This is a genomic window from Streptomyces sp. NPDC052064, assembly GCF_055585925.1.
The window spans coordinates 108,957-132,065 of sequence record NZ_JBVJJE010000004.1; the positions used below are offsets into that span (position 1 = coordinate 108,957).

The window sequence follows — 23,109 nt, forward strand, 5'->3', positions numbered from 1 at the left end:
GTGCGCAGCCCGGCTCACCGCCGCGGACGCACTGCCCCCAACTCCCCCCGCAGCCGCTGCGCCCGCAGCACCAGTTCCAGTTCGAAGCGCCGGTCGGGGTCGTCGATCTCGTCGCCCCACAGTTCCCGGATCTGGCGGAGCCGGTAGCGGACGGTCTGGGGGTGGACGCCGAGCCGGGCCGCGACCTCGGGCGCTCCGCCCCGGGTCTCCAGCCAGGCCAGGAGGGTTTCCGCGAGGCGGCGGCCGTGGGTGGGGCCGCAGTGGGTGAGGGGGGCCAGGCACCTGAGGGCAAGGTCGTCGATGAGTTCCTCGGGCTGGAGGAGGACCAGCGCCTCGGTGTGCTCGGTGCAGTGGAGGACCTCGCCCGAAGGGAGCAGGTCCCGTTCCATGAGGCGTACGGCGGCCTCGGCCCAGCGCAGCGACTTCGCCGCGTCGGTGAGCGGCACGGGCGGGCCGATCGCGCCGGACCAGCCGGCCAGGGCCCGGTGCAGGAGCTCGGGGCGGCCTGCGGCGTCCGGCTCGGGCACGACCATGCGGGGCTGCTCGTACTCCATGTCGAGCAGCACGCCCTGGCCGACCGCGGGCGCCATGGCCTCCCGGGCGGGGCGCAGCAGGACGCCGACCGCGACCTTCGCGGGTAAGGGCCAGCCGATCCGGGCGGCCCGTTCGGTCAGGGCCTCGACGGGGTCGCCGCGATGGTGCTCGGCCAGGAGCAGTTCCATCAGGCGGCGTTGCAGGCGCAGGCGTTCGCCGGCCTGGCGGGCCGCGGCCTCGGCGTAGCCGCGTACGGACTGGTCGACCAGTCCGTCCAGGTACTCGTAGCCCGCGTCGACGAGTTCGTACATCGCCGGGGGCGGGATCTCCACGCGCTGGCCGATGTCGGCGAAGCGGCGCCAGGCCAGGCGTACGCCCATGCGGTAGATGGCCTGGAGGGAGTCGAGCGAGCGGCCGTTCAGGCCCTCGCCGCGGCCGAAGTCCTGGAAGACACCGGGCGGGACGGTGGGCCGGCCCTCCGAGTGCTCCAGGTGCTGCACGAAGACCTCGATGGCGCGGCGGATGCCGACCAGGGCCATGGGCTCGCCGGAATCGTCGAGGACGACGGGCAGATGGGGGTACTCGCGCTGGATCTCGCAGAGGATCTCCTCGGCGAGCGCGGGCGCCTCGGCCATGGCGATCGCCGCGAACCGGCGCACCTGGAAGCGCGGTACGTCGTGCCAGGCGGAGCGCGTGGTGACGGTTCCGGTGCGGGCGGCCGTCACCGTCAACTCCCCTGCCCGGTCTGCTCGTAGGTGATCAGGGGGGTGTTCGGCTGGTCGGGTGTGGCTTCGAGCAGCGCGACGACGCCCAGCGCGGCGCACACGGCAAGGGCGGCGGCGAGCGCGACGGTCAGCGCGGCAGCGAGCAGTCTCGACATCGCAGGGTCAGCCTCTCTGTCCGGATTCGCCCGGAGATCGTCCGGAGGTTGCCCCACCCCGGCACCCCGTCCCTGCCTGTCGCGCCCCAGTCTCGACAAGCATTGACACCCCGTCAAGAGCCGCCTACGGTTCCCGGCCCAGCCGCACGCGCTGTTTTCTCCGCCGTGCCGGCCCTCTCGTACGTCGAGCCGTCCCAAGCCACTGGAGTGCCCGGATGCGCCGTACAACCTCTCCTTTTTCCCTGATCCTGCTGGGTCTCGGCACGTTCCTCCTGGTGCTGGCGCCACTGCTCGCCTGGTACGTGCAGCCGCGTGCCGCGGTGAACCCGATCGACATCGACACGACCGCCGTCTACACCGGCCGGGGCAGCGTCTTCGACACTGACCGGATCGAGACGGTGCCCGACCGGAAGATCACGGTGACCCAGCGGGTACGGGGCAACGTCGAGGACAGCGAACGCAGCGGCAAAGCCGTCTGGGACGTGACGACCACGGTCGACACCGACAAGTCGCTGCCGGCCGCCGACCCGCACGACGCGCTGGACTTCACGCCGCACCGCTGGGTGATGGACCGGAAGACCACCCGGCCCGTGCACTGCTGCGGGGAGAAGCCCTACATCGAGGGCGAGGCCTATCTGAAGTTCCCCTTCGACGTGCGGAAACGCTCGTACCAGTGGTGGGACAACACCCTCGGCGACACGGTCGTGCTGCGCTACCGGGGCACCGAGAAGGTCCAGGGCTACACGGGCTACAAGTTCACCGGCTCCGTGCCGCCGACGAGGACCGGCACGCGGATGGTGCCCGGCAGCCTCGTCGACCAGCCGGGGCGACCGCAGGTGCTGGCCGAGGAGTGGTACTCCAACCACGGCTTCGAGCTGGTCGTCGACCAGGCCACCGGCCGGGTGATCTACGCGCAGACCGGGCCCAAGCGGACCCTGCGGGCGCCGGGCGGGAAGAAGGACGCGGCGGTGCTGCTGGACAGCCGGAAGGTCTCGTTCACGGCCGAGACGCAGAGGGAGGCGGTGCGGCAGGCCAAGCGGGACAGCGGTCAACTGCGCCTGGTGGGAACGACGTTGCCGATCGGGGCCGGTGTGGCGGGTGCGCTGCTCGCGGTGGCGGGTGGCGTTCTGGTGGCGCGTGGGCGGAAGGAGCCGGAGCAGCCCACTCCATCCGATACGTCCAGTACGCCCCAGCCCACCCTCACGATGTGATGTGACGTCAGCTCTAACAAAGCCCGAAATTGTCACGCCGGTGAGTAGCCGTGGAGAACGTCCGGGCGAAAACTGTCCAACCCCACCCCAGCACAAGCCGTCCACACTCCCCTCCCAGGAAGGGCTCAGGCCCCCCACAGCAAGACCCCCCAGAGCCAGACCTGCCCCCACGCTGAGTTCCGCACCCCGAGACGAGTTGGAGCACCCATGCCCCAGCACGTGCCGTCCCAGCTGCGCGCCGCGTCCCCCAGCGCGCCGCAGCACCTTCCGGCGCTTCCCCCACATCCGCGCCGGATCGTCTTCCTCGCCCATCGCGATCTGGACAATCCGTCCGCCGGCGGCTCCGAGCTGCTGGTCGACAAACTCGCCGACGGCCTGACCCGGCTCGGCCACCAGGTGACCCTGCTGTGCGGGGGCCCTGCGGCCTTCCGGGACTACCGGGTCGTGTCGGCGGGCGGCCCGTACGGGCACTACCTGCGCGCCCGGTCGGCCTTCGCCCGCCAGGTCGGCGACTGCGATCTGCTGGTCGAGGTGTGCAACGGCATGCCGTACCTGGCGCCGTTGTGGCACTCCGGGCCCACGCTGTGCCTGGTCAACCACGTCCACACCGACCTGTGGAAGATGCGCTTCGGCGGGCCGCTGGCGCCGGCCGCGCGGATCGGCCGAAGACTCGAACACTGGGCCCTGACCGGGGCGCAGCAGCGCAGTCTGCTGGTCGCGGTCTCCTCCTCCACCGCCCACGCGCTGCGCGCGATCGGCGTCGAGCGGGACCGTATCCGGGTCGTGCACAACGGCGTCGAGGAGCCGGCGCCGCGGGCCGAGCGCTCCCCCGAGCCGTTGTTCGTCGCCATCGGCCGGCTGGTCGAGTACAAGCGGATCGATCTGCTGCTGCGGTTGTGGGAGCGGGTGCGGCCGGTCACCGGCGGGCGGCTCGTCATCGTCGGGGACGGACCCGAGCGAGCAAGACTGGAGCAACTCGCCGGGCCCGGTGTGGAGTTCACCGGCTATGTCTCGGAGGCCGAAAAGCATCGGCTGCTGTGCGCGGCCTGGTTGTTGCTGCATCCCTCCGCCGTGGAGGGGTGGGGTCTGGTCGTGACGGAGGCCGCGGCGCGGGAGACGCCGACCGTGGCCTTCGACGTGCCGGGGCTCAAGGACTCCGTGGTGGATGGTGAGACCGGAGTCCTCGCGCGCGGTGAGTCCTCGTTCGCCGCCGCGTGGTGTGCGCTCGGCCTGTCCGGGTCGCGGCGGGAGTTGATGGGCAAGGCGGCCCGGGAGCGGGCGGCGCAGTTCCGGTGGGACCGGACTGTGCGGCAGTTTCGGGCGGTGGCCGCGGAGGCGGTGAGGGGCTGGGCCCCGTGATACCGCCCAAGCGCCCACGCGGCGGAGCCGCCCATGCCACAGCCGCGCGCCCCCATGGGAGCGACCCCTCCTTGCGCCGGTCTCTCGCCCTGTTCCGTGCCTTCCTCCACGAACAGGACGATCCCGAGAGCTGCTACTCGCTGCTCGCCCGGGACGCCGCCGATCAGGTCGAGGCCTACGACGGTCCCGTCGCCGGGCGTACCGTCATCGACGTCGGCGGCGGCAACGGTTACTTCACCGAGGAGTTCCGGCGACGCGGAGCGCACGCGTTCCTCTTCGAGCCGGACATGGCCGAACTCGGCGAGAAGCCCCCCGACTCGGCCGTCGTCGCCGACGGATACCTGCTGCCCCTGCGGGACGGCGTCGCGGACGTCACGTTCTCCTCCAACGTGCTGGAGCACGTGGCCGACCCGGAGACGTTCCTGAGTGAGCTGGCCCGGGTGACACGGCCGGGCGGGCTGATCTACGTGTCGTTCACCAACTGGCTGTCGCCGTGGGGCGGGCACGAGTGGGCCCCGTGGCACTACTTCGGTGCCGAGCGGGCCCGGGCCCGCTATCTGCGGCGGACCGGCAGGCCCGCCAAGCACACGCTCGGCGAGAACCTGTTCGCGGTGCACATCGGATCCACCCTGCGGCAGGTGCGTGCCCGGGACGACGTCACGGTCGTCTCGGCGCGCTCCCGCTACTGGCCGTTCCTCGCGGAGGCCGTCGTCAAGGCGCCCGGCATCCGCGAGTTCGCCACCTGGAACCTCCTCCTCATCCTGCGGCGGTGTCCTACATGACAACCACGGTCCAGGCTCCTCCACCGGCAGCCGTCCCCACCACCGCGACCGCGGCGGGCCCGCCCGAGGGCCCGCGGTCGCGGCGCTGGCTGCTGGGTTTCTGGGCCGTGGTGTTCGTGCTGTTCCTGGCGGTGCAGCCGGGACGGCAGACGTTCGACACCAAGCTCGGTGTGACGGTCGACCCGGGTCAGTTCCTCGCCGACCTGGGGCAGTTGTGGCACGACCGGGCCGGGTTCGGTGGGATCCAGGACCAGTACGTCGGTTATCTGTGGCCGATGCTGCCGTTCTACTGGCTGTGCGACCTCGTGCAGTTGCCGGTGTGGCTGGCGGAGCGGCTGTGGCTTTCGATCGTCGTGTCGGTCGCCTTCTGGGGTGCGCTGCGGCTGGCCGAGCGGCTGCGGGTGGGAAGCGGGGCGTCCCGGTTGCTGGGTGCCGTGGCGTACGCGCTGTGGCCGGTGTTCACCACCGTCATCGGGTCGACGTCGGCTGCCGCGCTGCCCGGCGCGTTCCTGCCGTGGGTGCTGCTGCCGCTGACGAACGAGCGGTACGCGGCCCGGGTCGCGGCCCTACGGTCGGCGCTGCTGGTGCCGTTCATGGGCGGCGTGAACGCCTCGGCGACGCTGGCGTCCCTGCTGCCGGCCGGGCTGTATCTGCTGTCCCGGCCGCCCGGGCCACGGCAGCGCAAGCTGATCGCCTGGTGGGCCCCGGCCGTGATCGTCGTGACGGCCTGGTGGTGGGTGCCGCTGCTGCTGCTCGGGGTCTACGGCGAGAACTTCCTGCCGTACATAGAGACTTCGCAGACGACGACGGACACCATGTCGGCGACCGAGGCGCTGCGCGGCGCCGGGAACTGGGTCGCCTATCTGCACTTCGGTGAGGCGTGGCTGCCCGCGGGGTGGGCCGTGGCCTCGTCGGTCGTCGTGATCGTGTGCTCGGCCCTGGCAGCCGGGCTCGGTCTTGCCGGGCTCGCCCGGCGGGACATGCCCGAGCGGCGGTGGCTCGTGCTGACGGTGCTCGTCGCGGCGCTGGTGCTGCTCGCCGGGTACGGCGGGGCGTTCGGGGCGCCGTTCCACGGGGTCGTGCAGGGCTGGCTGGACGGGTGGCTGTCGCCGTTCCGGAACATCTACAAGTTCCAGACCGGCCTGGCGCTGGCGTTCGTGCTGGGCCTCGCCCATCTGGTGGGTGTGGCCGCCGAGCCGCGCGGGGCCCGCCCGGTACGCGGCCGGCGCTTCGCCCCGCTGGTCGTGGCGGTGCTGATGCTGCCGGGGCTGCTGTGGCCGTACCTCAACGGCTCGATCCTCAACCCGGGTTCCTTCCAGAAACTCCCCACCTACTGGCAGGCCACGGCCGACTGGCTGGAGAAGTACTCGCCCGACTCACGCGCCCTGGTCGTCCCGGCGACCGCCCACGGCGTCTACACCTGGGGCTCGCCCATCGACCAGCCGCTCGACGTGCTCGCCGAATCGCGGTGGGCGCAGCGCGACTACGTCCCGTTCGGCACGCCCGGCAACCGGCGCGCGATGGACGCCGTCGAGCAGGCGCTGATGTCGGGTGCCGAAGTCCCGGGTCTCGCCGACTACTTGAGCCGGGCCGGGCTGTACTACGTCGTCGTACGCAATGATCTCGATCCCGACCAGATCGGCTACGTGCCGACCGCGACCGTCAAGCGCACCCTCGAACAGTCGGGGTACGAGCGGGTGACGGGGCTGGGGCCGGTGATGACCGGTGGCCGGATCGCGCGGGACGCCCCGCTCCAGGTCGAGGGACTGTACCCGCGGCAGCGGGCGGTGGAGATCTACCGGCCGGCCGGGGACGACGTGCTCCGGCCCGGGCAGGCGGGACTCATGCCGGTCTCCGACACGGCCGTGGTGTCCGGCGGCCCGGAGGCGCTGCTGCCGCTGGCATCGCGACTGCGCGGGCGGGCGACCGTCCTGACCGGCGACAACCACCCGGGGCTCGGCACCCCGGCGGTGCAGGTGGTGGGCGACGGCATGCGGCGCGCCGACACCCGGTTCGGCGTGGTCAACGCCGGTACGTCGTACACGTACACGCGGGACGAGCGCAACGCGCCCGACGCCCAGCAGGACCCGGGCGAGAAGCCGCGCCAGATCCTGCCGACCGAGGGCGCGGACCACCAGACGGTGGCCGAACTGCGCGGCGCCCGCTCGGTGACGGCCTCCTCGTACGGCAACTGGCTTTTCCATCTGCCGCAGTTCGAGCCGGTGAACGCCTTCGACGGCAACCCGGACACCGCGTGGACGGAGGGCTCGCCGGACACGCCGGACGGGCAGTGGCTGCGCATCGGCTTCACCGGCTCCTACGACATGCCGTCGTCCTTCAAGGTCACGCCGCTGCCGCAGGAGGGCGTGCGGGCGGCCGCGACGAAGGTGCGGGTGGAGACTGAGAAGGGCGAGCGGACGAGCTTCCTCCGGCCGAACGGCACGGCGCAGAGCGTCAAGGCGCCAGAGGGCGGCACGCGGTGGATGAAGCTGACGATCGTGGACTCGGTGGAGCGCCGGGCCGGACTCACGGGCGCGGGCTTCTCCGAGATCGACCTGCCGGACGTCCAGGTGACGCGGCTGCTGCGGCTCCCGACGGACGCGGAGGACGCGACGTCGGACGCCACGGTCGTCTCCCTGCACCGGGCCTCCGACCCGACCGGCCTCTCCGCGGCCGGCACCGAGGCCGGACTGCACCGCCGCTTCACGACACCGGCCGCCGGGACGTACGAGGTGACGGCGAGCGCGGTGCCGGTGCCGGGCGAGGAACTCGACCGGCTGCTGTACGAGGCCGCGCCCGAGCAGCAGTCCCGGATCGTCGCCACCGCCGACTCCACGGCGGGCCTCGGCGCGGGCCTCGCGGCACGCAACCTCACCGACGGCGACCTGACGACGGCGTGGATCGCGGGCGACCGGCCGACGATCCACCTGCGCTGGGAGGGCAAGCAGCCGGTCGGCGAGCTGGTCCTGGCCCCCGCGGGGGGCCTGTCCACCCGCGCCTCCCAGGTGCACATCAGCTCCCCGGACGGCGCGACGATCGCCGGCGTCGACGAGAACGGCTGGGTCCGCTTCCCGCCGATCACCACGGACCGCCTCGACATCACGATCACCGAGACGGCCCCGCTGACCCTGCACAACCCGGTCGCCGACGAGGATCTGCGGCTGCCCGTGGGCCTGACGGAGGCGTACCTCCCGGCCCTCGACCAGTACCGCACCCCGCAGCCGGACGGCACTCGGAAGTTCTCCCTGCCGTGCGGCAAGGGCCCCGACGTGGCGCTGGACGGCGAGCTGTACCAGACGGGCGCGAAGGGCACCGTGCGTGACCTGGTGGAACGGCGGTCCGTCGAGGTGACGCTCTGCCGGCAGGGCCGGAACGACAGCGAGGTACAGCTGTCCTCGGGCGACCACCGGCTGGAGGGCGGCGACGCCGGTCCCCTCGCGCTGACGGACGTCACCCTGACCCGCGGGACGGTGCCGGAGGCCGCCGCGGTCGGACGTGAGCTGCGGGTCCGGGACTGGCTGGGCGACCGGCGCGAGGTGGCGGTCGGCTCGGGCGCGGCCTCCTACCTGACGACGTACGAGAACTACAACGACGGCTGGAAGGCCACCCTCAACGGCAAGGAACTCACCCCGCTGCGGCTGGACGGCTGGCAGCAGGGCTGGCGGATCCCGGCCGGGGCGGGCGGCACGGTCAAGCTGTCGTACGAACCGGCCACCACGTACGACGCCGGTCTGATCGGCAGCGGCGCCGGCATCGCGGTGCTGCTGGGCCTGGCGCTCTGGCGCCGCCGCGCCCCCAACCCCGACGCACCGCAACCGGCACCGCCGCTGCCCGGCCTGTGGCTCGGCACGGTGGCGCTGACGCTGGTCGGAGCGGTGATCGCGGGCTGGCTGGCGCTACTGGTCCCGGCGCTGGCGTTGCTCGCGGCCAGGCGACACACGCTGCTGGTGCCGATCGCGTTCGTGGCGCTGGCGGGAGCGGGGGTCGTTGCCGCGATCGGGGCCGGGGAGCCGGTGGGCGCGGGCGAGGGCACGTTCGGCCGTACGGCCCAACTGCTGGCCTTGATCGGCCTGTTCGCGGGACCGGTGAGCCTGCGAGAGGGGCCCTCCTCCGAGGCACCGACGCAGCAGCTGCCCAGGACGGCGGACACGGGGAAGGGCGAGCCCGTATGACGGCACCGGTACGCATCCCGTTCCCGGTGGTGGACGAGGTGTCCCGACACTGCCTCCAGGAGCAGGAACCGGAAACGGTCCACATCGAGGTCCACCTCCCCGGCCCCGTCGACCAGACCCGTCTGCGCAAGGCGTTCACGGAGGCCCTGCACCGGCATCCGCGCATTCTGATGCGGGAGGCGAAAGGGCCGTGGTACCGGCGGCGGTACGAGTGGGAGCTGACGCCGGAGCCCGACGTGGAGGTGGTGACCTTCGCCCCGCCGGGGCCGCGGGCGCTCCAGGACGCCAGGGCCCGGGCCCTGGCGGAGGCACCTCCGCTGTCGGTGTCCCCGCCGATACGGCTCGAAGTGGTGGACTCGGTCCTCTTCCTCACCATCAACCACACCGCCCTCGACGGCCCGGCCTGCCTCCGCGTCCTGGCCACGGCCGCTGAACTCTACGGAGGCAGGGACAACGCTCCCGCGGCACCCCCGGTCAGACCCGCGGAGCCCCGCCACGACCCCTCGGACACCCCGACCAGCTGGTCACCCCCCGCACGGGTGGCGCCAGGCACTCCGGCCCCCTCCCCCGGCAACGGCATGCTGGTGACGGAGCTCCCCCTCCCCCACCGTCCCAAGGGCTCCCCCTACACCGTCAACGACCAGCTCATGGTCACCACAGCCCTGACCATCGCCCACTGGAACAGGGAGCACGGCGCACGCCCCCGCCCCCTCCGCATCACCATGCCCGTGGACGACCGCCCCCGCGACACCACGATGCCCATCGGCAACGGCACCCGCCTGGTGGAAGTCCCCTTCGCACCGGCCGAGTTGGACCAGCCGGAGATGTCCGCCCTCCTCCGGCGCACCGCGGAGCGGACCCGGACGCTGAAGGCCCTCCCCCGCCCCCAACTGGGACACGGCGCCGCCCTCCTCACCGCACCCTGGGCCCCGGTCGCCGCCCGCGCCGCCCTCACCCGCGCCCTGCGCCGGGCCGCCGCGCCCTGGACGTCGACGACCCTGCTCAGCAACATCGGCCGTATCCCGTACCCCCTGGACTTCGGGGAGGAGACGGGCCGCGCGCACGCGGTCTGGTTCTCGGCACCGGCCCGGATGCCGCGCGGCCTCACCGTGACCACCGCCTCCACCGCCGGCCGTCTCCACCTGGCCCTGCGCTGGTCCCGGGCCCTGCTCGGCCACGGCGACGGCGCTCACCTCCGCGACCTGTTCGAGCACTATCTGCACACCACGGAGGTGACCTCGTGACGACGACCACCCCGGCGCCCCCGCCCCGCGACCTGCGCGACTTCTACGAGAACCCCGCCGTCCCCGTCGCCTCCGGCACCCCGCGCAGCGTCCGCCAGGCCCGCATGCTGGCCGGGGCACTCGGCCCGGCGGACCCCAAGCCGCAGACGATCCTCGACATCGGCTGCGGCGACGGCACGGCCGCCGCCACCGCCGCGCCCTTCCTCCCGGGCCACCGCCTCATCGGCGTCGACTGGTCCCAGGACGCCCTGAGGCGCGCCCGCACCCGCATCCCCTACGCGGTCCGCGGCGAACTCACCGGCGGCGGACTGCCGTTCGCACCGGAATCGGCCGACGCCGTGCTGTTCAGCGAGGTGATCGAGCATCTCGTCGACCCGGACGCGGCGCTCGACGAGATCCGCAGGATCCTGCGGCCCGGCGGGCATCTGATGCTGTCCACGCCGAACCTGGCCGCCTGGTACAACCGCGCGTTGCTGCTCGCCGGCGTCCAGCCCGTCTTCTCGGAGGTCAGCCTGCGCGGCATCCACGGCCGCCCGGGCCAGGAGGTCGTAGGGCATCTGCGCCTCTACACCGCCCGCGCGCTGCGGGAGTTCGTCGCCGCGTCCGGGTTCACGGTCGTACGGCTCGAAGGCGCCCCCTTCCACGGCGTACCGCGCCCGCTGCGGCCGCTGGACCGGCTGGCCTGTGCCCGGCCGCAGATCGCGTCGATCCTGCTGCTGCACGCCAGGAGGACGTAGCCCATGTGGTGGGGAGTGGCCGCGGCCCTGCTGGCGAACACCCTGTACAGCCTGGGCTTCGTGCTGGAGAAACGGGCGCTCACCTCGCTGCCCGAGGTGAGCATCCGGCAGCCGGCCCGTCTGCTGCGCCTCGTCCTCGGCAGCCCCCTGTGGATCGGTGGCTCCCTCGCCCTCGCCGCCGGTTTCGGCGCCCAGCTCGTCGTCTACCGCACCCTCCCGATCGCCGCCGCGCAGGGCATCTTCGTCTCCGGCCTGGTGCTGCTCGTGCTGCTGTCGGCCCGGCTGCTCGGCGAGGAGACGAGCGGCCGGGAGCGGTACGCGCTGGGTGCGATCCTGCTCGCGCTGCTGATGGTGGTGCTGTCGCTGCGCGAGGGCTCGGACACCGTCAGCCAGGACGCGCCGTACCAGCTGATCCTGCTGGTGTGCGTGCCGTCGCTGGCGGCCGGGTTGTGGCTGTACGGCTCCGCCGAGCGGCGGGCCCGCAACCGGCACCGGCGGCCGACGACCGGCGTCGAGTACGGCGTGGCGGTGGGCCTGCTGTACGGCGTCAGTTCGCTGGCCATCAAGGGCGTGTCCAGCCATCTGACGACCAGCGGGATCGGCGGCGCGGTCCTGGACCTGCTGAGCTCCCCCTATCCGTATCTGCTGCTGTTCACCGGTGTGTTCGGCCTGGTGATGTCGCAGGCCGCGCTCCAGCGCTGCCGGGCCTCGCTGATCGTGCCGGTGTGCACGACCGTGACGTCCCTGTTCACGGCGGTGCTCGGCACGCTGTCGTTCGGCGAGGCCCTGCCGGACGACCCGCTGCGGCTCACGCTGCGGGTGGCGGGCACGGCCCTGGCTGTGGCCGTGCTGCTGACCATGCCGAAACACGACCCCGCTCCCCAACCTCCCGCACCAGCCAAGGAGTTGGCATCACCATGAAGCCCGACGACCCGCTGCTGAAGATTCTGGCGTGCCCGCTCGACAAGGGCCCTCTGCATCTGCTGGCCGAAGCGGCCGAGCAGGAGGAGGCGCTGTACAACCCGCGGCTGCGCCGCCGCTATCCGATCGTCGACGGCATTCCGCAGCTGCTGCCGGCCTCGGGTGAGCAGGTCTCGGACGACGAGCACGAGGAACTTCTCCAGAGGATGACCCCATGACCAGCCTGGCCGCCCGCCTCGCTCCCTTCCTGCCCACCCGCCTGGTGGCCGCGACGGCCCGGGCGCTCTACCCCCGGTTCGAACCGGAGCTGGCCCGGCTCGCCGACCTGTGCCCGTCGGACTGCGGCACGGCGGTGGACGTCGGCGGCTGGTACGGGCCCTGGACGCACCGGCTGTCCAGCCGCGCCGAGCACGTCGTGACGATCGAACCGGTGCCCCATCTGGCCCGCCTGCTGGCCGCCGCCGTCCCGCCGAACGTACGGGTGATCCGCGCCGCCGCCTCGGACCACCCGGGCATCGCCCGCCTGTGGCTGCCGTCGGACGACTCGGGCGACCGGGGCGTGTCGTCGCTGGTGCGGCGCGACATCCACGGCCGGGCGCTGGACGTCCCCTGCGTCACGCTGGACGAGCTGGGCCTGCGGAACGTCGGCTTCATCAAGATCGACGTGGACGGCAACGAGCCGGCGGTCCTGCGGGGCGCGACGGGCCTGCTGGCCCGCGACCGCCCTGCCCTGTTCGTGGAGCTGGAGTCCCGTATCCAGCCGATCGCCCCGGTGGTGACCTACCTGTCCCTGCTGGGCTACGACGGCTGGGTCCTGCCCGGCGACACCTGGGTGCCGCTGGCGAAGTTCCCGCTGGAGGACCACCAGGCGGACGCCTCCTACGTGGTCTCGCACGGCCTGCTCCGCCGCGTCCTGCCGTACGACGTCCTGCGGGGCCCGCGCTACGTCAACTCGGTGCTCTTCCTGCCGGACGGCCGCCGCCCGGGCACCGCGCCGGTGGGCGACGATGGTTACCATGCCCTCCGGAAAGCGCCCCGCTAGCCCCTTCACACCGCTCGACTTCCAGCTGGTACTGCTGCGCCGCATGGCCGACCACAACCCCGGCCCGGTGGAGGACGCCCGTCACGAGCTGGGGGTGTCCCTCGCGGACATGCGCGAGGCCAACAAGCGCTGGCAGGCGATGGTTCGCTCCCCGCGATCCCGGGCGTCCCTCTCCCGCTACCGCTCGATCCTCGGCGACCCCGAGTCCCGTACGCCCCGCCGGATCGGCGACCTCGACTGCGAGGCCTGGCTCTGGCCCGTTCCCCTCTGGCCCGACCTGCGCTTCGAGGTGCTGACCGCCCCGAACGGCGCCGTGTGGAACGAGTGGCTGGTCCGCGCCCCGGGCGCCGAGGGGCCCGGCCTGCGCACGCTCGACGACCTCACTCCCTGGTCCTGCACGGTCGACGAGGCGGCCCGCGCCTTCGCCCCGGCCCGTCCCCTGGAAGGCACGGCCCCGACCCGCTGGGGGCTGGCGTTCACCGCGCCGGACGCGCGGGGGGCGTGGTGGGAGGTCGTCGCGGAGTTCACCTGGGGGCTGTTGCAGCGGGTGTCCGTCACCGGCCGTCAGGGCTGAGGCGGTCCGACCCGGTCGAGGGCCGGGAGGAACTGGGCGTCGCCCCTGCGCCGGCGGCGCCCGGCATGGTCAGCCGGCGGCGGCCAGGACCGCCTCGACCACCCGCGGCACGGACTCCGGGTGCAGCCACAGGAACAGGTTCGGCTCGATCAGCTCCAGTTCCATCACGCACGGCTCCCCGTCCGGCCCGGTGACGAGGTCCACGCGCGCGTACAGCAGCTCCGGCTGCCCGGGTACGGCGGCCAGTGCCCGCTCGGCCACGTCGAGTTCGGCGGCGGTCGGCTCCCAGGGCCGCAGCTCGGGGTGGGCGACCTTCTCGGCGTCGTACGGTGTGCCGGGCGCGAGGACCGCGCCCTTGCGGCTGGCGTGCAGCAGGCGTCCGCCGATGAACTGGAGGGCCCGCTCGCCGTGCGTGTCGATGCCGGTGAGATACGGCTGCACCATCACGGTGAACCCCTCGGCGTGCATCCGCTCAGCCTGGCGCAGGGCGCAGTCGCGTTCCCCGGCCGGGTAGCGGGCCGCGTACCGGGCCCCTCCCCCTGACGTGGGCTTCACGACGTACTCGCGGTCGGCGGGCAGTTCGACGGGCTCGCCGGGCGCGAAGTAGCGGGTCGGCACGGCGGGCACCCCGGCCTCCGCGAGCCGGCCCAGATACCTCTTGTCGGCGTTCCACCGCACGATGTCCACCGGGTTGGCCAGCCGCGTCACCTTCCCGCACCGCTCGGCCCACGCCGCGAACTCCTCGGCCCGCCAGCTGTAGTCCCAGGTGGAGCGTATGAGGGCCAGGTCGAAGCCGGCCCAGTCGACCGACGGGTCGTCCCAGTGGACGGCGGCGGCCTCGGCCCCGGCCTCCCGGAGCGCGTCCGCCAGCACCGGCAGGTCCCGGTCCTTGCTCTCCGCGTCACCCGGGTCGTAGGTGACGAGCGCTATGCGCGGGGTGCCGGCCACGGCGACTCCATCCTCGGACGAACGATCGATTCCGGCCGCAGGCTAACAATCCCGCCCGGAACCGCGACACCCTGTTTGACCTTCACCTTTGGTGAAGCCCCAGCATCGGTGGCGGAACGAGGGAGCGCGAGGAACGCGCGGAGCGCAGGGGATCGCATGGACATATCGCACGGCAATCGCATGGACATGCTCACGATCGGCGCGTTCGCGAAGGCGTGCCGGCTCTCGCCGAAGGCACTGCGCCTGTACGACGAGCTGGACCTGCTGCGGCCCGCCCGGGTGGACCCGGACACCGGATACCGGTACTACGCGGTCGGGCAGTTGGAGCAGGCCCGGCTGGTGGCGTGGCTGCGGCGGCTGGGCATGCCGCTGGCCGAGATCCGCCAGGTGTGCCGGCTCTACGACCGCGACTCCACGGCCGCCGCCCGGGAGATCCGCGCCTACTGGGCGCGTGTCGAGGCGGAGACGGCGGTACGGCGGGACCTCGCCGCGTTCCTGGTCGATCACCTGACAGCGGACTCGCGAGAGTCCGGAAAGGACACCGCCATGCTGGAACTGCGTTACTCAGCCCACTCGGACACCGGTCGCGTCCGCCCCGCCAACCAGGACACGGCGTACGCGGGCACCCGGCTGCTCGCCGTCGCCGACGGCTTCGGACCGGCGGGCGCACCGGCGAGCAGCGCCGCCGTGGAGGCACTGCGCTTCCTGGACACGGACGAGCTCCCGGCCGGCGGGGTCCTCAACCTCCTGGAGGACGCCGTACGGGGCGCGGCCCAGGCCGTCCAGGACGTGGCCGACGGCGCCGACGGCGCCGACGACATCGGAACGACCCTGACCGCCCTGCTGTGGACGGGCTCGCGGCTGGCCCTGGTGCACATCGGCGACTGCCGCGCCTACCTGCTGCGCGACGGCGAACTCTTCCTCATCACCCACGACCACACGGTCGTCCAGTCGATGATCGACGAGGGTCGCCTGACGCCCGAGGAGGCCGTCTCCCACCCCCAGCGGGCCTTCCTCCTCAAGGCCCTGACAGGCGACGGCACGCCCGCGATCCCGGACCTCCGCCTGCACGACGCCCACCCGGGCGACCGCTACCTGCTGTGCTCCGACGGCCTGTCGAGCGTGGTCCCCGAGGACCGGATCCGGGAGCTCCTCGCCCCGCCCACCGCCCCCGACGAGACGGTCCGGGCCCTGGTCACGGCGGCGAACGAGGCCGGCGGTCCGGACAACATCAGCTGTGTGGTGGCGGACGTGGTGCAGAGGGGAGAGCGCGCGGACGACAGCGCCTAGGACTCCTCCGGCTCCCAGTCCAGCAACCGCACCTTCGCCACCGTGCGGACATGGCGCCGCATGGCCGTGGCCGCCTGGCGGGGCTGCTGTGCGGCGATCGCGTCGAGGATGGCCTGGTGCTGGGAGAGGGAGCGGGACGGGCGGCCGGGCTGGCGGAGGGACTCGGTGCGGCTCTCGGCGATCTGCTCGGCGATGGAGCGCATGAACTCCGCGAGCAGACCGCTGTGGGCCGCCGCCGTCACGGCCGCGTGGAACAGCCGGTCGCCCTCGACGCCGTGACCGCCCGCCGCGATCTCCTCCGCCATGTGCGCGAGCGCCGAACGCATCGCGGCCAGGTCCTCCTCCGAGCGCCGCTCCGCGGCCAGTTCGGCGAGCTTCGTCTCCAGCGCCTCCCGGGCCTCCAGTACGTCGGGCAGGCGCCGGCGGCGCTCCACCATCCGCTCGACCGGTTCGGTGTCGAGGCTGTCCCGCACGAGGTACGTGCCACCGCCGTGCCGGGCCTCCACCAGGCCCTGGACCTCCAGCACCACGATCGCCTGCTTCACCGAGGCGCGGCTCACCCCGAGCCGCTGGGCCAGATCGCGCTCGGGCGGCAGCCGGTCGCCGGCCCGCAGGCCGCCCTCGGCGACGTACTGGCGCAGCCGCTCCAGCACCTGTTCGTAGAGGCGCTGTTTCGTCATGGGGCGCAGGGCGTCGGTCACGGGGTCCCCCTCTCGCCGGGAGCGTAACACCGGCGCCTCTCAGTGGCGGAGTGGCTGAACCAATTCTCGCGCGACCCCTTGACGGGCGGCAGGGCCGGACCCACGCTGTTCAGCCAACGCACCTCAAGTGGCTCAGCCACTCGGCCACTCTCCTGGGTGCTCCCAGCCGCTCCGGGGCCCAACGACGGGAGCCCGTATGTCCCCCGAACTCATCTCGATCCTCGTCCTCGTCGTGGTGTTCGTCATCGCCACCACCCGTTCCGTCAACATGGGCGCGCTCGCCTTCGCCGCCGCCTTCGGGGTCGGCGGGCTCGTCGCCGGTCTCGACGCGGACGGCATCTTCGCCGGCTTTCCCGGCGACCTGTTCGTCGTCCTGGTCGGCGTCACGTACCTCTTCGCGATCGCCCGCGCCAACGGCACCACCGACTGGCTGGTGCACGCCGCCGTCCGGCTCGTGCGGGGGCGGGTGGCGCTCATCCCCTGGGTGATGTTCGCGCTGACCGGCGCCCTCACGGCGATCGGCGCGGTCAGCCCGGCCGCGGTGGCGATCGTCGCGCCGATCGCGCTGAGCTTCGCCGCCCGGTACGGGATCAGCCCCCTGCTGATGGGCGCGATGGTGGTACACGGCGCCCAGGCCGGCGGCTTCTCCCCGATCAGCATCTACGGCTCGATCGTCAACGGCATCGTGGAACGCGAGAACCTCCCGGGCAACGAGGTGGTGCTGTTCCTGTCGTCCCTCGCGGCGAACCTGGTGATCGCGGGGGTGGTGTTCGTCGTCTGCGGCGGCTTGAAGCTGTGGGCCCAAGGGGCGGTGGACGAACGGGACGACGGCGCGGCGGACGGCGGCGGCCGCCCCGACCCCGCTGCGGGCAGTCGTGCCGCTGGGGCGATGGGGGTCCCCCCTGCTCGAGCGAAGTCGAGAGTTTGGGGGAAGGTGGGCGCTGGGGGTACCCCCTGCTCGAAGAGCTTGGGGGAGGCACCCGGCTCCGCCGGGCTGCGGACCGACCCCACCTCGGCAGTCGGCACGCTGAGCCCGGAAACGACCACCCTCACCCCGGCCCGCATAGCCACCCTCACCTCCCTCCTCGCCCTGGTGGTCGCCGTCCTCGTCCTCGACCTCGACGCCGGCCTGACCGCCATCACCCTCGCCGTCATCCTCAGCACGCTGTGGCCCGACGACAGCCGCAAGGCCGTAGGCGAGATCGCCTGGCCGACAGTCCTCCTCATCTGCGGCGTCCTCACCTACGTAGGCGTCCTCGACGAGATGGGCACCATCACCTGGGCAGGCGAGGGCGTGGGAAACATCGGCGTCCCTCTGCTGGCAGCAGTCCTGCTCTGCTACATCGGCGCACTCGTCTCCGCGTTCGCCTCGTCCGTGGGAATCATGGGCGCCCTGATCCCCCTGGCCGTGCCGTTCCTGGAACGGGGCGAGATCGGCGCGATCGGCATGGTCGCCGCACTGGCCGTGTCGGCGACGGTCGTGGACGTGAGCCCGTTCTCCACGAACGGCGCGCTGGTCCTCGCCGCCGCCCCGGACGTCGACCGCGAGCGTTTCTTCCGGCAGTTGATGGTGTACGGAGGGATCGTGGTGGCGGTTGTACCGGCTGCGGCCTGGCTGGTGATGGTCGTCCCCGGCTGGGGATAGCCGGCCGCTGACCGGTCCGACAGAAAACAGCTAAGGAGATGTGACGCGTGACCCCCCTCTTCCCGGCCCTGACCGAAACCCCGGCCGACCTCCCCGCCCTCCGCTTCGGCGAGCGCTCCCTGACCTACGCGCAGCTCGCCGCCGCGGCCGGTGCGACGGCCGGACGCATCCAGGAGGCCCGCCGGGTCGCCGTCTGGGCGACGCCCACGATGGAGACCGCCGTCGCCGTCGTCGCCGCGCTGCTGGCCGGCGTGCCCGCCGTGCCGCTCAACCCGAAGTCGGGCGAGAAGGAGCTCGGGCACATCCTGTCCGACAGCGCGCCCGACCTGGTGCTCACGGCGCCGGACGACCAACTCCCCGCCCCCGTACGGGACCTGCCCCGCCTCGACGTCGACGTGCGCGGCACCGGGCCGGTCCCCGAGGAGCACGCCGACGAGTCCGCCCCGGCGCTGATCGTCTACACCTCCGGCACCACCGGTCCGCCCAAGGGTGCCGTCATCCCGCGCCGGGCGATCGCCTCGACCCTGGACGCGCTGGCCGACGCGTGGCGGTGGACCGGCGACGACGTACTCGTCCACGGACTGCCGCTGTTCCATGTGCACGGCCTGGTCCTGGGCACCCTCGGCCCGCTGCGGCGCGGCGGCTCGGTGCGGCACCTGGGCCGCTTCAGCACGCAGGGCGTCGCCCGGGAGCTGAACACCGGGGCGACCATGCTGTTCGGCGTGCCGACGATGTACCACCGGATCGCGGAGGCGGTGACCGGCGACCCGGAGCTGGTGAAGGCGCTGACCGGGGCGCGGCTGCTGGTGTCCGGTTCCGCCGCGCTGCCCGTGCACGACCACGGGCGGATCGCGACGGCGACCGGGCGGCGGGTGATCGAGCGGTACGGCATGACGGAGACGCTGATGAACACCAGCGTCCGTGCCGACGGCGAGGCCCGCCCGGGCACGGTCGGTGTGCCGCTGCCGGGCGTGGAGCTGCGGCTGGTCGAGGAGGACGGCTCGGAGGTCACCGCGTACGACGGTGAGACCGTCGGCGAGATCCAGGTGCGCGGCCCGAACCTGTTCACCGAGTATCTGAACCGGCCCGACGCCACCGCCGCCGCCTTCACCGCCGACGGCTGGTTCCGCACCGGCGACATGGCGGTGCGCGACCCCGACGGCTATGTCCGGATCGTCGGCCGCAAGGCCACCGACCTGATCAAGAGCGGCGGTTACAAGATCGGGGCGGGTGAGATCGAGAACGCGCTCCTGGAACACCCGGGAGTGCGGGAGGCCGCCGTCACCGGGGAGCCGGACGCCGATCTGGGCGAGCGGATCGTGGCGTGGATCGTCCCGGCGGAGCACCGGTCCCCGCCGTCGCTCGACGAGTTGGCGGATCACGTGGCCCAGCGTCTCGCCCCGCACAAGCGCCCGCGGGTCGTCCACCACCTCGACGCCCTGCCCCGCAACGACATGGGGAAGATCATGAAGCGGGCGCTGCCCCATGACTGAGCGCCTCTCCGCCCGCGCGGTCGTCGACGCCATCGCCGACGACTCCACCTTCGCCGAACTGCCCAGCACCATAAGGGAGTCCAAGCCGGACGGCCCGCTCGCCTGGCCCGGCTACGACGCCTTGCGCGCCCGTGCCGCCGAACGCACCGGCGAGCAGGAGTCCGTGGTCTGCGGCACCGCCCGTGTCGGCGGCACCCGGGCCGTGCTGATCGCGTTCGAGTTCGGCTTCCTCGGCGGCTCGCTCGGCGAGCGCACCGGCGACCGGCTGGAGGCGGCGTACGCCTACGCCCGTGAGCACCGCCTGCCGGTCGTGCCGCTGGTCGCCACCGGCGGCAGCCGGATGCAGGAGGGCATGCTCGCCCTGAGCCAACTACAGCGCGTGGCCCGCGAGTCGGCACTCACCAGGGAGGCGGGACTCGCGCAGGTCGCCGTGGTGCGCGATCCGACCACCGGGGGCGGCTGGGCCACCCTGGGCGCGGGCGCCGACGTGGTCCTCGCGCTGCCCGGGGCCCAGGTCGGCTTCGCCGGCTCCCGGGTGCGGCCGGCGGACGCGGACCCGGCGGCGTACACGGCCGAGGCGCAGGTCGAGGCCGGGGCGGCGGACGCGGTCGTACGGCCGGAGGAACTGCGGGAGACGCTGGGCCGGTGGCTGCGGCTGCTGACGTGCCCGTCCCGCACGCCGGCCCCGCCGCCCGAACCGCTCGGCGACGACGCGGGCCTGCCCGCCACCGGCTGGGACGCCGTCCGGCGTGCCCGCTCGCCCCGGCGCCCGCGCGCCGCCGCCTACTTGGACGCCTACTTCACCCACCGGGCCGCGATCAGCGGCGATCGCTGCGGCGGCACGGACCCGGACGGCATGCTGTGCGGCTTCGGCACGCACGAGGGCCGTACGGTCGCGTACGCCGCGCAGACCGGAACCGCGACGCGCCCCGCCGGCTACCGCACCGCCGCCCGTCTGATCCGCCTCGCGGACCGGCTGGACATCCCGGTGCTGACCCTCGTCGACACCCCGGGCGCCGCCAACGACGCGGAGGCGGAGCGGCAGGGCGCGGGCGCCGCGATCGCCGACCTGTTCGGTGCGGTGGCGGGCGCCCGCACCCCGGTGACCACGCTGGTGATCGGCGAGGGCGGCTCCGGCGGCGCGCTGGCGCTGGCCGCGCCCGGCAACACCTGGGCCACCCCGGACAGTTACTTCTCGGTGATCGCGCCGGAGCTCGCGGCTGCCATCCTCAAGCGGCCGCCGCGCGAGGCGGAGGCGACGGCGGACCGGCTCCGCATCCGGCCGCAGGATCTGGTGGAGCTGGGAGTGATCCGGGGGACCGTGGGACCGTGAGTTCGGTGGATGCCCCACTCAACATCAAGTACCTTCCGTAACAATGGAAATGCTCAGTGCGGTGGGACGACGGGGGTGCCGTGGACGGGTTGGTCGAATTCAGGACCGGTGACGGTGCCGTGGTCGCGGTCGAGGCGGTGGAGGAGCGGTCCGGCTCCCGCCTGGTCTCCCGCGGCGACGGTACGGTCCAGGCGACCCGCACGTTCGAGGGCGCCCTGGACGGGGTGCGCTCGGCGGCGGAGTCCGCGTTGCGGGTGTTCCGGGACGGTTCGCTGAAGCCCGACGGCGTGGAGATCGAGTTCGGGGTGAAACTGTCCGCGGAGACGGGCGCGTTCATCGCCAAGGGCACCGCCGAGGGCCATCTGGTGGTCAAGCTGTCCTGGTCGCCGTCCGCACAGCCACCGTCCACACCGGGGGCCCCGTCCGCCCCGGAGGCCCCGTCCGCCCCGGAGGCCGGCGCCGCGTCATGAACAGCGCCGTGGACAGCGCACTGGTGAGCGCCCTGAACAGCGCCGAGTGGCACGCCCGGATCGAGTTGCGGGGCCGGGTGGCCGGAGCGGGTTTCCTGGTCGCGCCCGGCACGGTGCTGACGTGCGCCCACGTCGTGGGTGACGGCGAGGGACTGACCGTGACCTTCACCGAGCGTCCCGGCTCCCCGCCCGTGCCGGCCCGGGTGGTCGCCCACGGCGGCTGGAACGGCTCCAGCACCGACCTGGGCGACCTCGCCGTGCTGGAACTCGACCAGGAGGTGCCCATCGCCCCGGCCGCGCTGGCCCCGGTCGACGCCGCGCACGGCACGGCACCACGCAAGCTCGTCGTCTACGGCTTCCCGGCCGGCTTCGACGAGGGCACCCTCGCCGAATATCGCGTCACCGCACCCCAGTTGATCAAACGGGAGTGGATCCAGCTGGAGGCCTGGCACCCGGGCGGCCAGCCCCTGGCCCCCGGTTTCAGCGGGGCCGCCGTCACCCTGGCCGACACCGGCGAGGTCGTCGGCATGGCCACGGCCGCGGCCGGCACCCGGGAGGTGCGCAACGGCCGGATGATGCCCACCCAGGTCATGGCCCGCTACTGGCCCGGGCTCCAGAGCCTGGTCCCCACCTCGGACCACACCAGCGCCGACCGGGCCCGGCTGCGTGCCCTGGTCGAGAAGGCGGCCCGCGCCGGCGTGGACTGCGACCCGGTACGGCTCTACACCGCGGCGGCCGACCCGTTCGACCCGCCACCGCCCGAGGAGGGGTTCGACTCGCTGTGGTCGGCGGCCCTGTTCGTACTGTGCGAACTGGACGGCCCGGGCGCCGCGCGGACGGTGTCCCGGTTCGCCGACCGGCTTCAGGCCCTGCTGCACACCCCGGCCGTGGAGCCGTCGGCGCCCGACTGGTCACCCATCCTCGTCGAACTCGGGCACAGCGGCGCGGGCGACGGCCTGGTCCGCGTCGAGGTGTCCGCGTACAGCGAGGGGCGGCGGCACCCGGTGGACTCCGGCACGGTCGAGCAGCACCGGCTGCGCGCGTACGTCCAGGACCGTATCGAGGCGGCCTTCCGGTATCTGACGCCCGGCGCCGACGAGTTGGTCGCCTTCGCGCTGCCCCGGGACTGGCTGGACTGGCCCGTCGACCGCTGGGAGAGCGCCCCCGACGACGCCACCCCGCTCGGCTGCGTCTACCCGCTGGTCGTCACCGACCACGCCCGGCGCAAGGCCAGCACCCGGCATGTCCTGACCCGGGCCTGGAAGCGCCTGGACTCCTTGCCGGGCGCGCGGATGCACCGCGTGGAGTGCGGCGGCCCGGAGGAGCCCGGGCGGCTGCGGATGCGCCTGCGGCGGCCCGACGCCTGCCTCGCCGGGTTCGGCACCGCCCCGGCCGCCTCCCGCACGCGGCCGCACTTCGACACCTCGCTCACCGCGCCGGCCCCGGTGATCGTGTGGTCGCGCGACGGCTGCGGCTCGGGGCAGGAGGACTGCTCCGGCACGGACGGCTGCACCGGCAAGGCCTTCCTCGACGCGCTCGACGCCTGCCTGTCGGCCGTACCGCCCGCCGAACTGCCCCGCCAGGTCCTGGCCCTGCGCGAGGAGGCCGACGCCGAGGAGGACCACTGGGCCCACGGCATCCAGCTGCTGTGGGACGACCCGCGCGTCTTCACCGACCCGCACGCCGTCGCCGCGGCCCACGCCCGGACCCCGGTGGCCTGACCCACCGCGGACACGGCCCGGCGCGCCTGAGAAACACCAGCTCGAAAACGGA

Annotated in this window: 20 protein-coding genes; 16 read left to right on the forward strand and 4 right to left on the reverse strand. The window is 73.3% G+C overall.

What is annotated here, in order from left to right; genetic code table 11:
• Window positions 1–14: 14 nt before the first annotated feature.
• Together ACZ6TU_RS11750 and ACZ6TU_RS11755 are read right to left on the reverse strand one after the other, a co-directional pair.
• Window positions 15–1,259 carry a PucR-like N-terminal domain-containing protein gene (locus ACZ6TU_RS11750; RefSeq protein ID WP_467668883.1) on the reverse strand — a complete coding sequence of 415 codons (1,245 nt, stop codon included), beginning with the start codon at window positions 1,257–1,259 and terminating at the stop codon, window positions 15–17.
• Between the two features lie 2 nt (window positions 1,260–1,261).
• Entirely contained in the window at window positions 1,262–1,414 is a 153-nt protein-coding gene (locus ACZ6TU_RS11755) for a hypothetical protein (protein ID WP_467668881.1), read from the reverse strand.
• Window positions 1,415–1,629: 215 nt separating this feature from the next.
• On the opposite strand from ACZ6TU_RS11755, the gene pgfA reads away from it, so the two are divergent.
• The 10 genes from pgfA to ACZ6TU_RS11805 all read left to right on the forward strand — a co-directional run bounded on the left by pgfA (window position 1,630) and on the right by ACZ6TU_RS11805 (window position 13,456).
• Window positions 1,630–2,625 (forward strand): cell envelope lipid trafficking protein PgfA, encoded by a 996-nt coding sequence (gene pgfA, locus ACZ6TU_RS11760; protein ID WP_469547932.1) that lies wholly within the window; start codon window positions 1,630–1,632, stop codon window positions 2,623–2,625.
• A gap of 207 nt (window positions 2,626–2,832) precedes the next feature.
• A complete protein-coding gene (locus ACZ6TU_RS11765) occupies window positions 2,833–3,984 on the forward strand; it encodes a glycosyltransferase family 4 protein (protein ID WP_467668877.1) in 1,152 nt (383 codons plus the stop codon).
• Between the two features lie 71 nt (window positions 3,985–4,055).
• Window positions 4,056–4,766, forward strand: coding sequence for a class I SAM-dependent methyltransferase (locus tag ACZ6TU_RS11770; protein ID WP_469547935.1), 711 nt, complete (start codon window positions 4,056–4,058; stop codon window positions 4,764–4,766).
• The gene (locus ACZ6TU_RS11775; protein ID WP_469547937.1) at window positions 4,763–8,938 is read left to right on the forward strand and encodes a DUF3367 domain-containing protein; all 4,176 of its coding nucleotides are present in this window, start codon (window positions 4,763–4,765) and stop codon (window positions 8,936–8,938) included. The genes ACZ6TU_RS11770 and ACZ6TU_RS11775 overlap by 4 nt, the downstream gene beginning before the upstream one ends.
• Entirely contained in the window at window positions 8,935–10,182 is a 1,248-nt protein-coding gene (locus ACZ6TU_RS11780; RefSeq protein WP_467668871.1) for a condensation protein, read from the forward strand. Before ACZ6TU_RS11775 ends, ACZ6TU_RS11780 begins: the two co-directional genes overlap by 4 nt.
• Window positions 10,179–10,919, forward strand: coding sequence for a class I SAM-dependent methyltransferase (locus ACZ6TU_RS11785; protein ID WP_467668869.1), 741 nt, complete (start codon window positions 10,179–10,181; stop codon window positions 10,917–10,919). The genes ACZ6TU_RS11780 and ACZ6TU_RS11785 overlap by 4 nt, the downstream gene beginning before the upstream one ends.
• Window positions 10,920–10,934: 15 nt before the next feature.
• Window positions 10,935–11,840: a hypothetical protein gene (locus tag ACZ6TU_RS11790; RefSeq protein WP_467669102.1), complete on the forward strand. Its 906-nt coding sequence runs from the start codon at window positions 10,935–10,937 to the stop codon at window positions 11,838–11,840.
• Window positions 11,837–12,058, forward strand: a complete 222-nt coding sequence (locus ACZ6TU_RS11795) for a Trm112 family protein (protein WP_469547939.1) — start codon at window positions 11,837–11,839, stop codon at window positions 12,056–12,058. The genes ACZ6TU_RS11790 and ACZ6TU_RS11795 overlap by 4 nt, the downstream gene beginning before the upstream one ends.
• Entirely contained in the window at window positions 12,055–12,882 is an 828-nt protein-coding gene (locus ACZ6TU_RS11800; RefSeq protein ID WP_469547941.1) for an FkbM family methyltransferase, read from the forward strand. The genes ACZ6TU_RS11795 and ACZ6TU_RS11800 overlap by 4 nt, the downstream gene beginning before the upstream one ends.
• Window positions 12,848–13,456 (forward strand): hypothetical protein, encoded by a 609-nt coding sequence (locus ACZ6TU_RS11805; RefSeq protein ID WP_469547942.1) that lies wholly within the window; start codon window positions 12,848–12,850, stop codon window positions 13,454–13,456. The genes ACZ6TU_RS11800 and ACZ6TU_RS11805 overlap by 35 nt, the downstream gene beginning before the upstream one ends.
• 69 nt (window positions 13,457–13,525) lie before the next feature.
• Here the strand turns inward: ACZ6TU_RS11805 and ACZ6TU_RS11810 are convergent, their stop codons facing one another.
• Window positions 13,526–14,404: an ATP-grasp domain-containing protein gene (locus tag ACZ6TU_RS11810; RefSeq protein WP_467668861.1), complete on the reverse strand. Its 879-nt coding sequence runs from the start codon at window positions 14,402–14,404 to the stop codon at window positions 13,526–13,528.
• 180 nt (window positions 14,405–14,584) lie between these two features.
• Here ACZ6TU_RS11810 and ACZ6TU_RS11815 point away from each other — a divergent pair, with 180 nt between their 5' ends.
• Entirely contained in the window at window positions 14,585–15,694 is a 1,110-nt protein-coding gene (locus tag ACZ6TU_RS11815; protein WP_469548437.1) for a MerR family transcriptional regulator, read from the forward strand.
• Here ACZ6TU_RS11815 and ACZ6TU_RS11820 read toward each other — a convergent pair.
• Window positions 15,691–16,395 carry a FadR/GntR family transcriptional regulator gene (locus tag ACZ6TU_RS11820; protein ID WP_467668857.1) on the reverse strand — a complete coding sequence of 235 codons (705 nt, stop codon included), beginning with the start codon at window positions 16,393–16,395 and terminating at the stop codon, window positions 15,691–15,693. The two genes, ACZ6TU_RS11815 and ACZ6TU_RS11820, sit on opposite strands and share 4 nt — an antisense overlap.
• Before the next feature lie 196 nt (window positions 16,396–16,591).
• Between ACZ6TU_RS11820 and ACZ6TU_RS11825 the strand changes: the two genes are divergently transcribed.
• The 5 genes from ACZ6TU_RS11825 to ACZ6TU_RS11845 all read left to right on the forward strand — a co-directional run bounded on the left by ACZ6TU_RS11825 (window position 16,592) and on the right by ACZ6TU_RS11845 (window position 23,057).
• Window positions 16,592–18,040, forward strand: coding sequence for an SLC13 family permease (locus ACZ6TU_RS11825; RefSeq protein WP_469547945.1), 1,449 nt, complete (start codon window positions 16,592–16,594; stop codon window positions 18,038–18,040).
• Window positions 18,041–18,087: 47 nt separating this feature from the next.
• Window positions 18,088–19,533, forward strand: a complete 1,446-nt coding sequence (locus ACZ6TU_RS11830; protein WP_467668853.1) for an acyl-CoA synthetase — start codon at window positions 18,088–18,090, stop codon at window positions 19,531–19,533.
• The gene (locus ACZ6TU_RS11835; protein WP_467668851.1) at window positions 19,526–20,866 is read left to right on the forward strand and encodes a carboxyl transferase domain-containing protein; all 1,341 of its coding nucleotides are present in this window, start codon (window positions 19,526–19,528) and stop codon (window positions 20,864–20,866) included. The genes ACZ6TU_RS11830 and ACZ6TU_RS11835 overlap by 8 nt, the downstream gene beginning before the upstream one ends.
• An 80-nt stretch (window positions 20,867–20,946) precedes the next feature.
• Complete coding sequence (locus ACZ6TU_RS11840; protein WP_469548439.1) at window positions 20,947–21,336, forward strand: CU044_2847 family protein; 390 nt, start codon at window positions 20,947–20,949, stop codon at window positions 21,334–21,336.
• Window positions 21,333–23,057 carry a VMAP-C domain-containing protein gene (locus tag ACZ6TU_RS11845; RefSeq protein ID WP_469547947.1) on the forward strand — a complete coding sequence of 575 codons (1,725 nt, stop codon included), beginning with the start codon at window positions 21,333–21,335 and terminating at the stop codon, window positions 23,055–23,057. The genes ACZ6TU_RS11840 and ACZ6TU_RS11845 overlap by 4 nt, the downstream gene beginning before the upstream one ends.
• Window positions 23,058–23,109 lie beyond the last annotated feature (52 nt).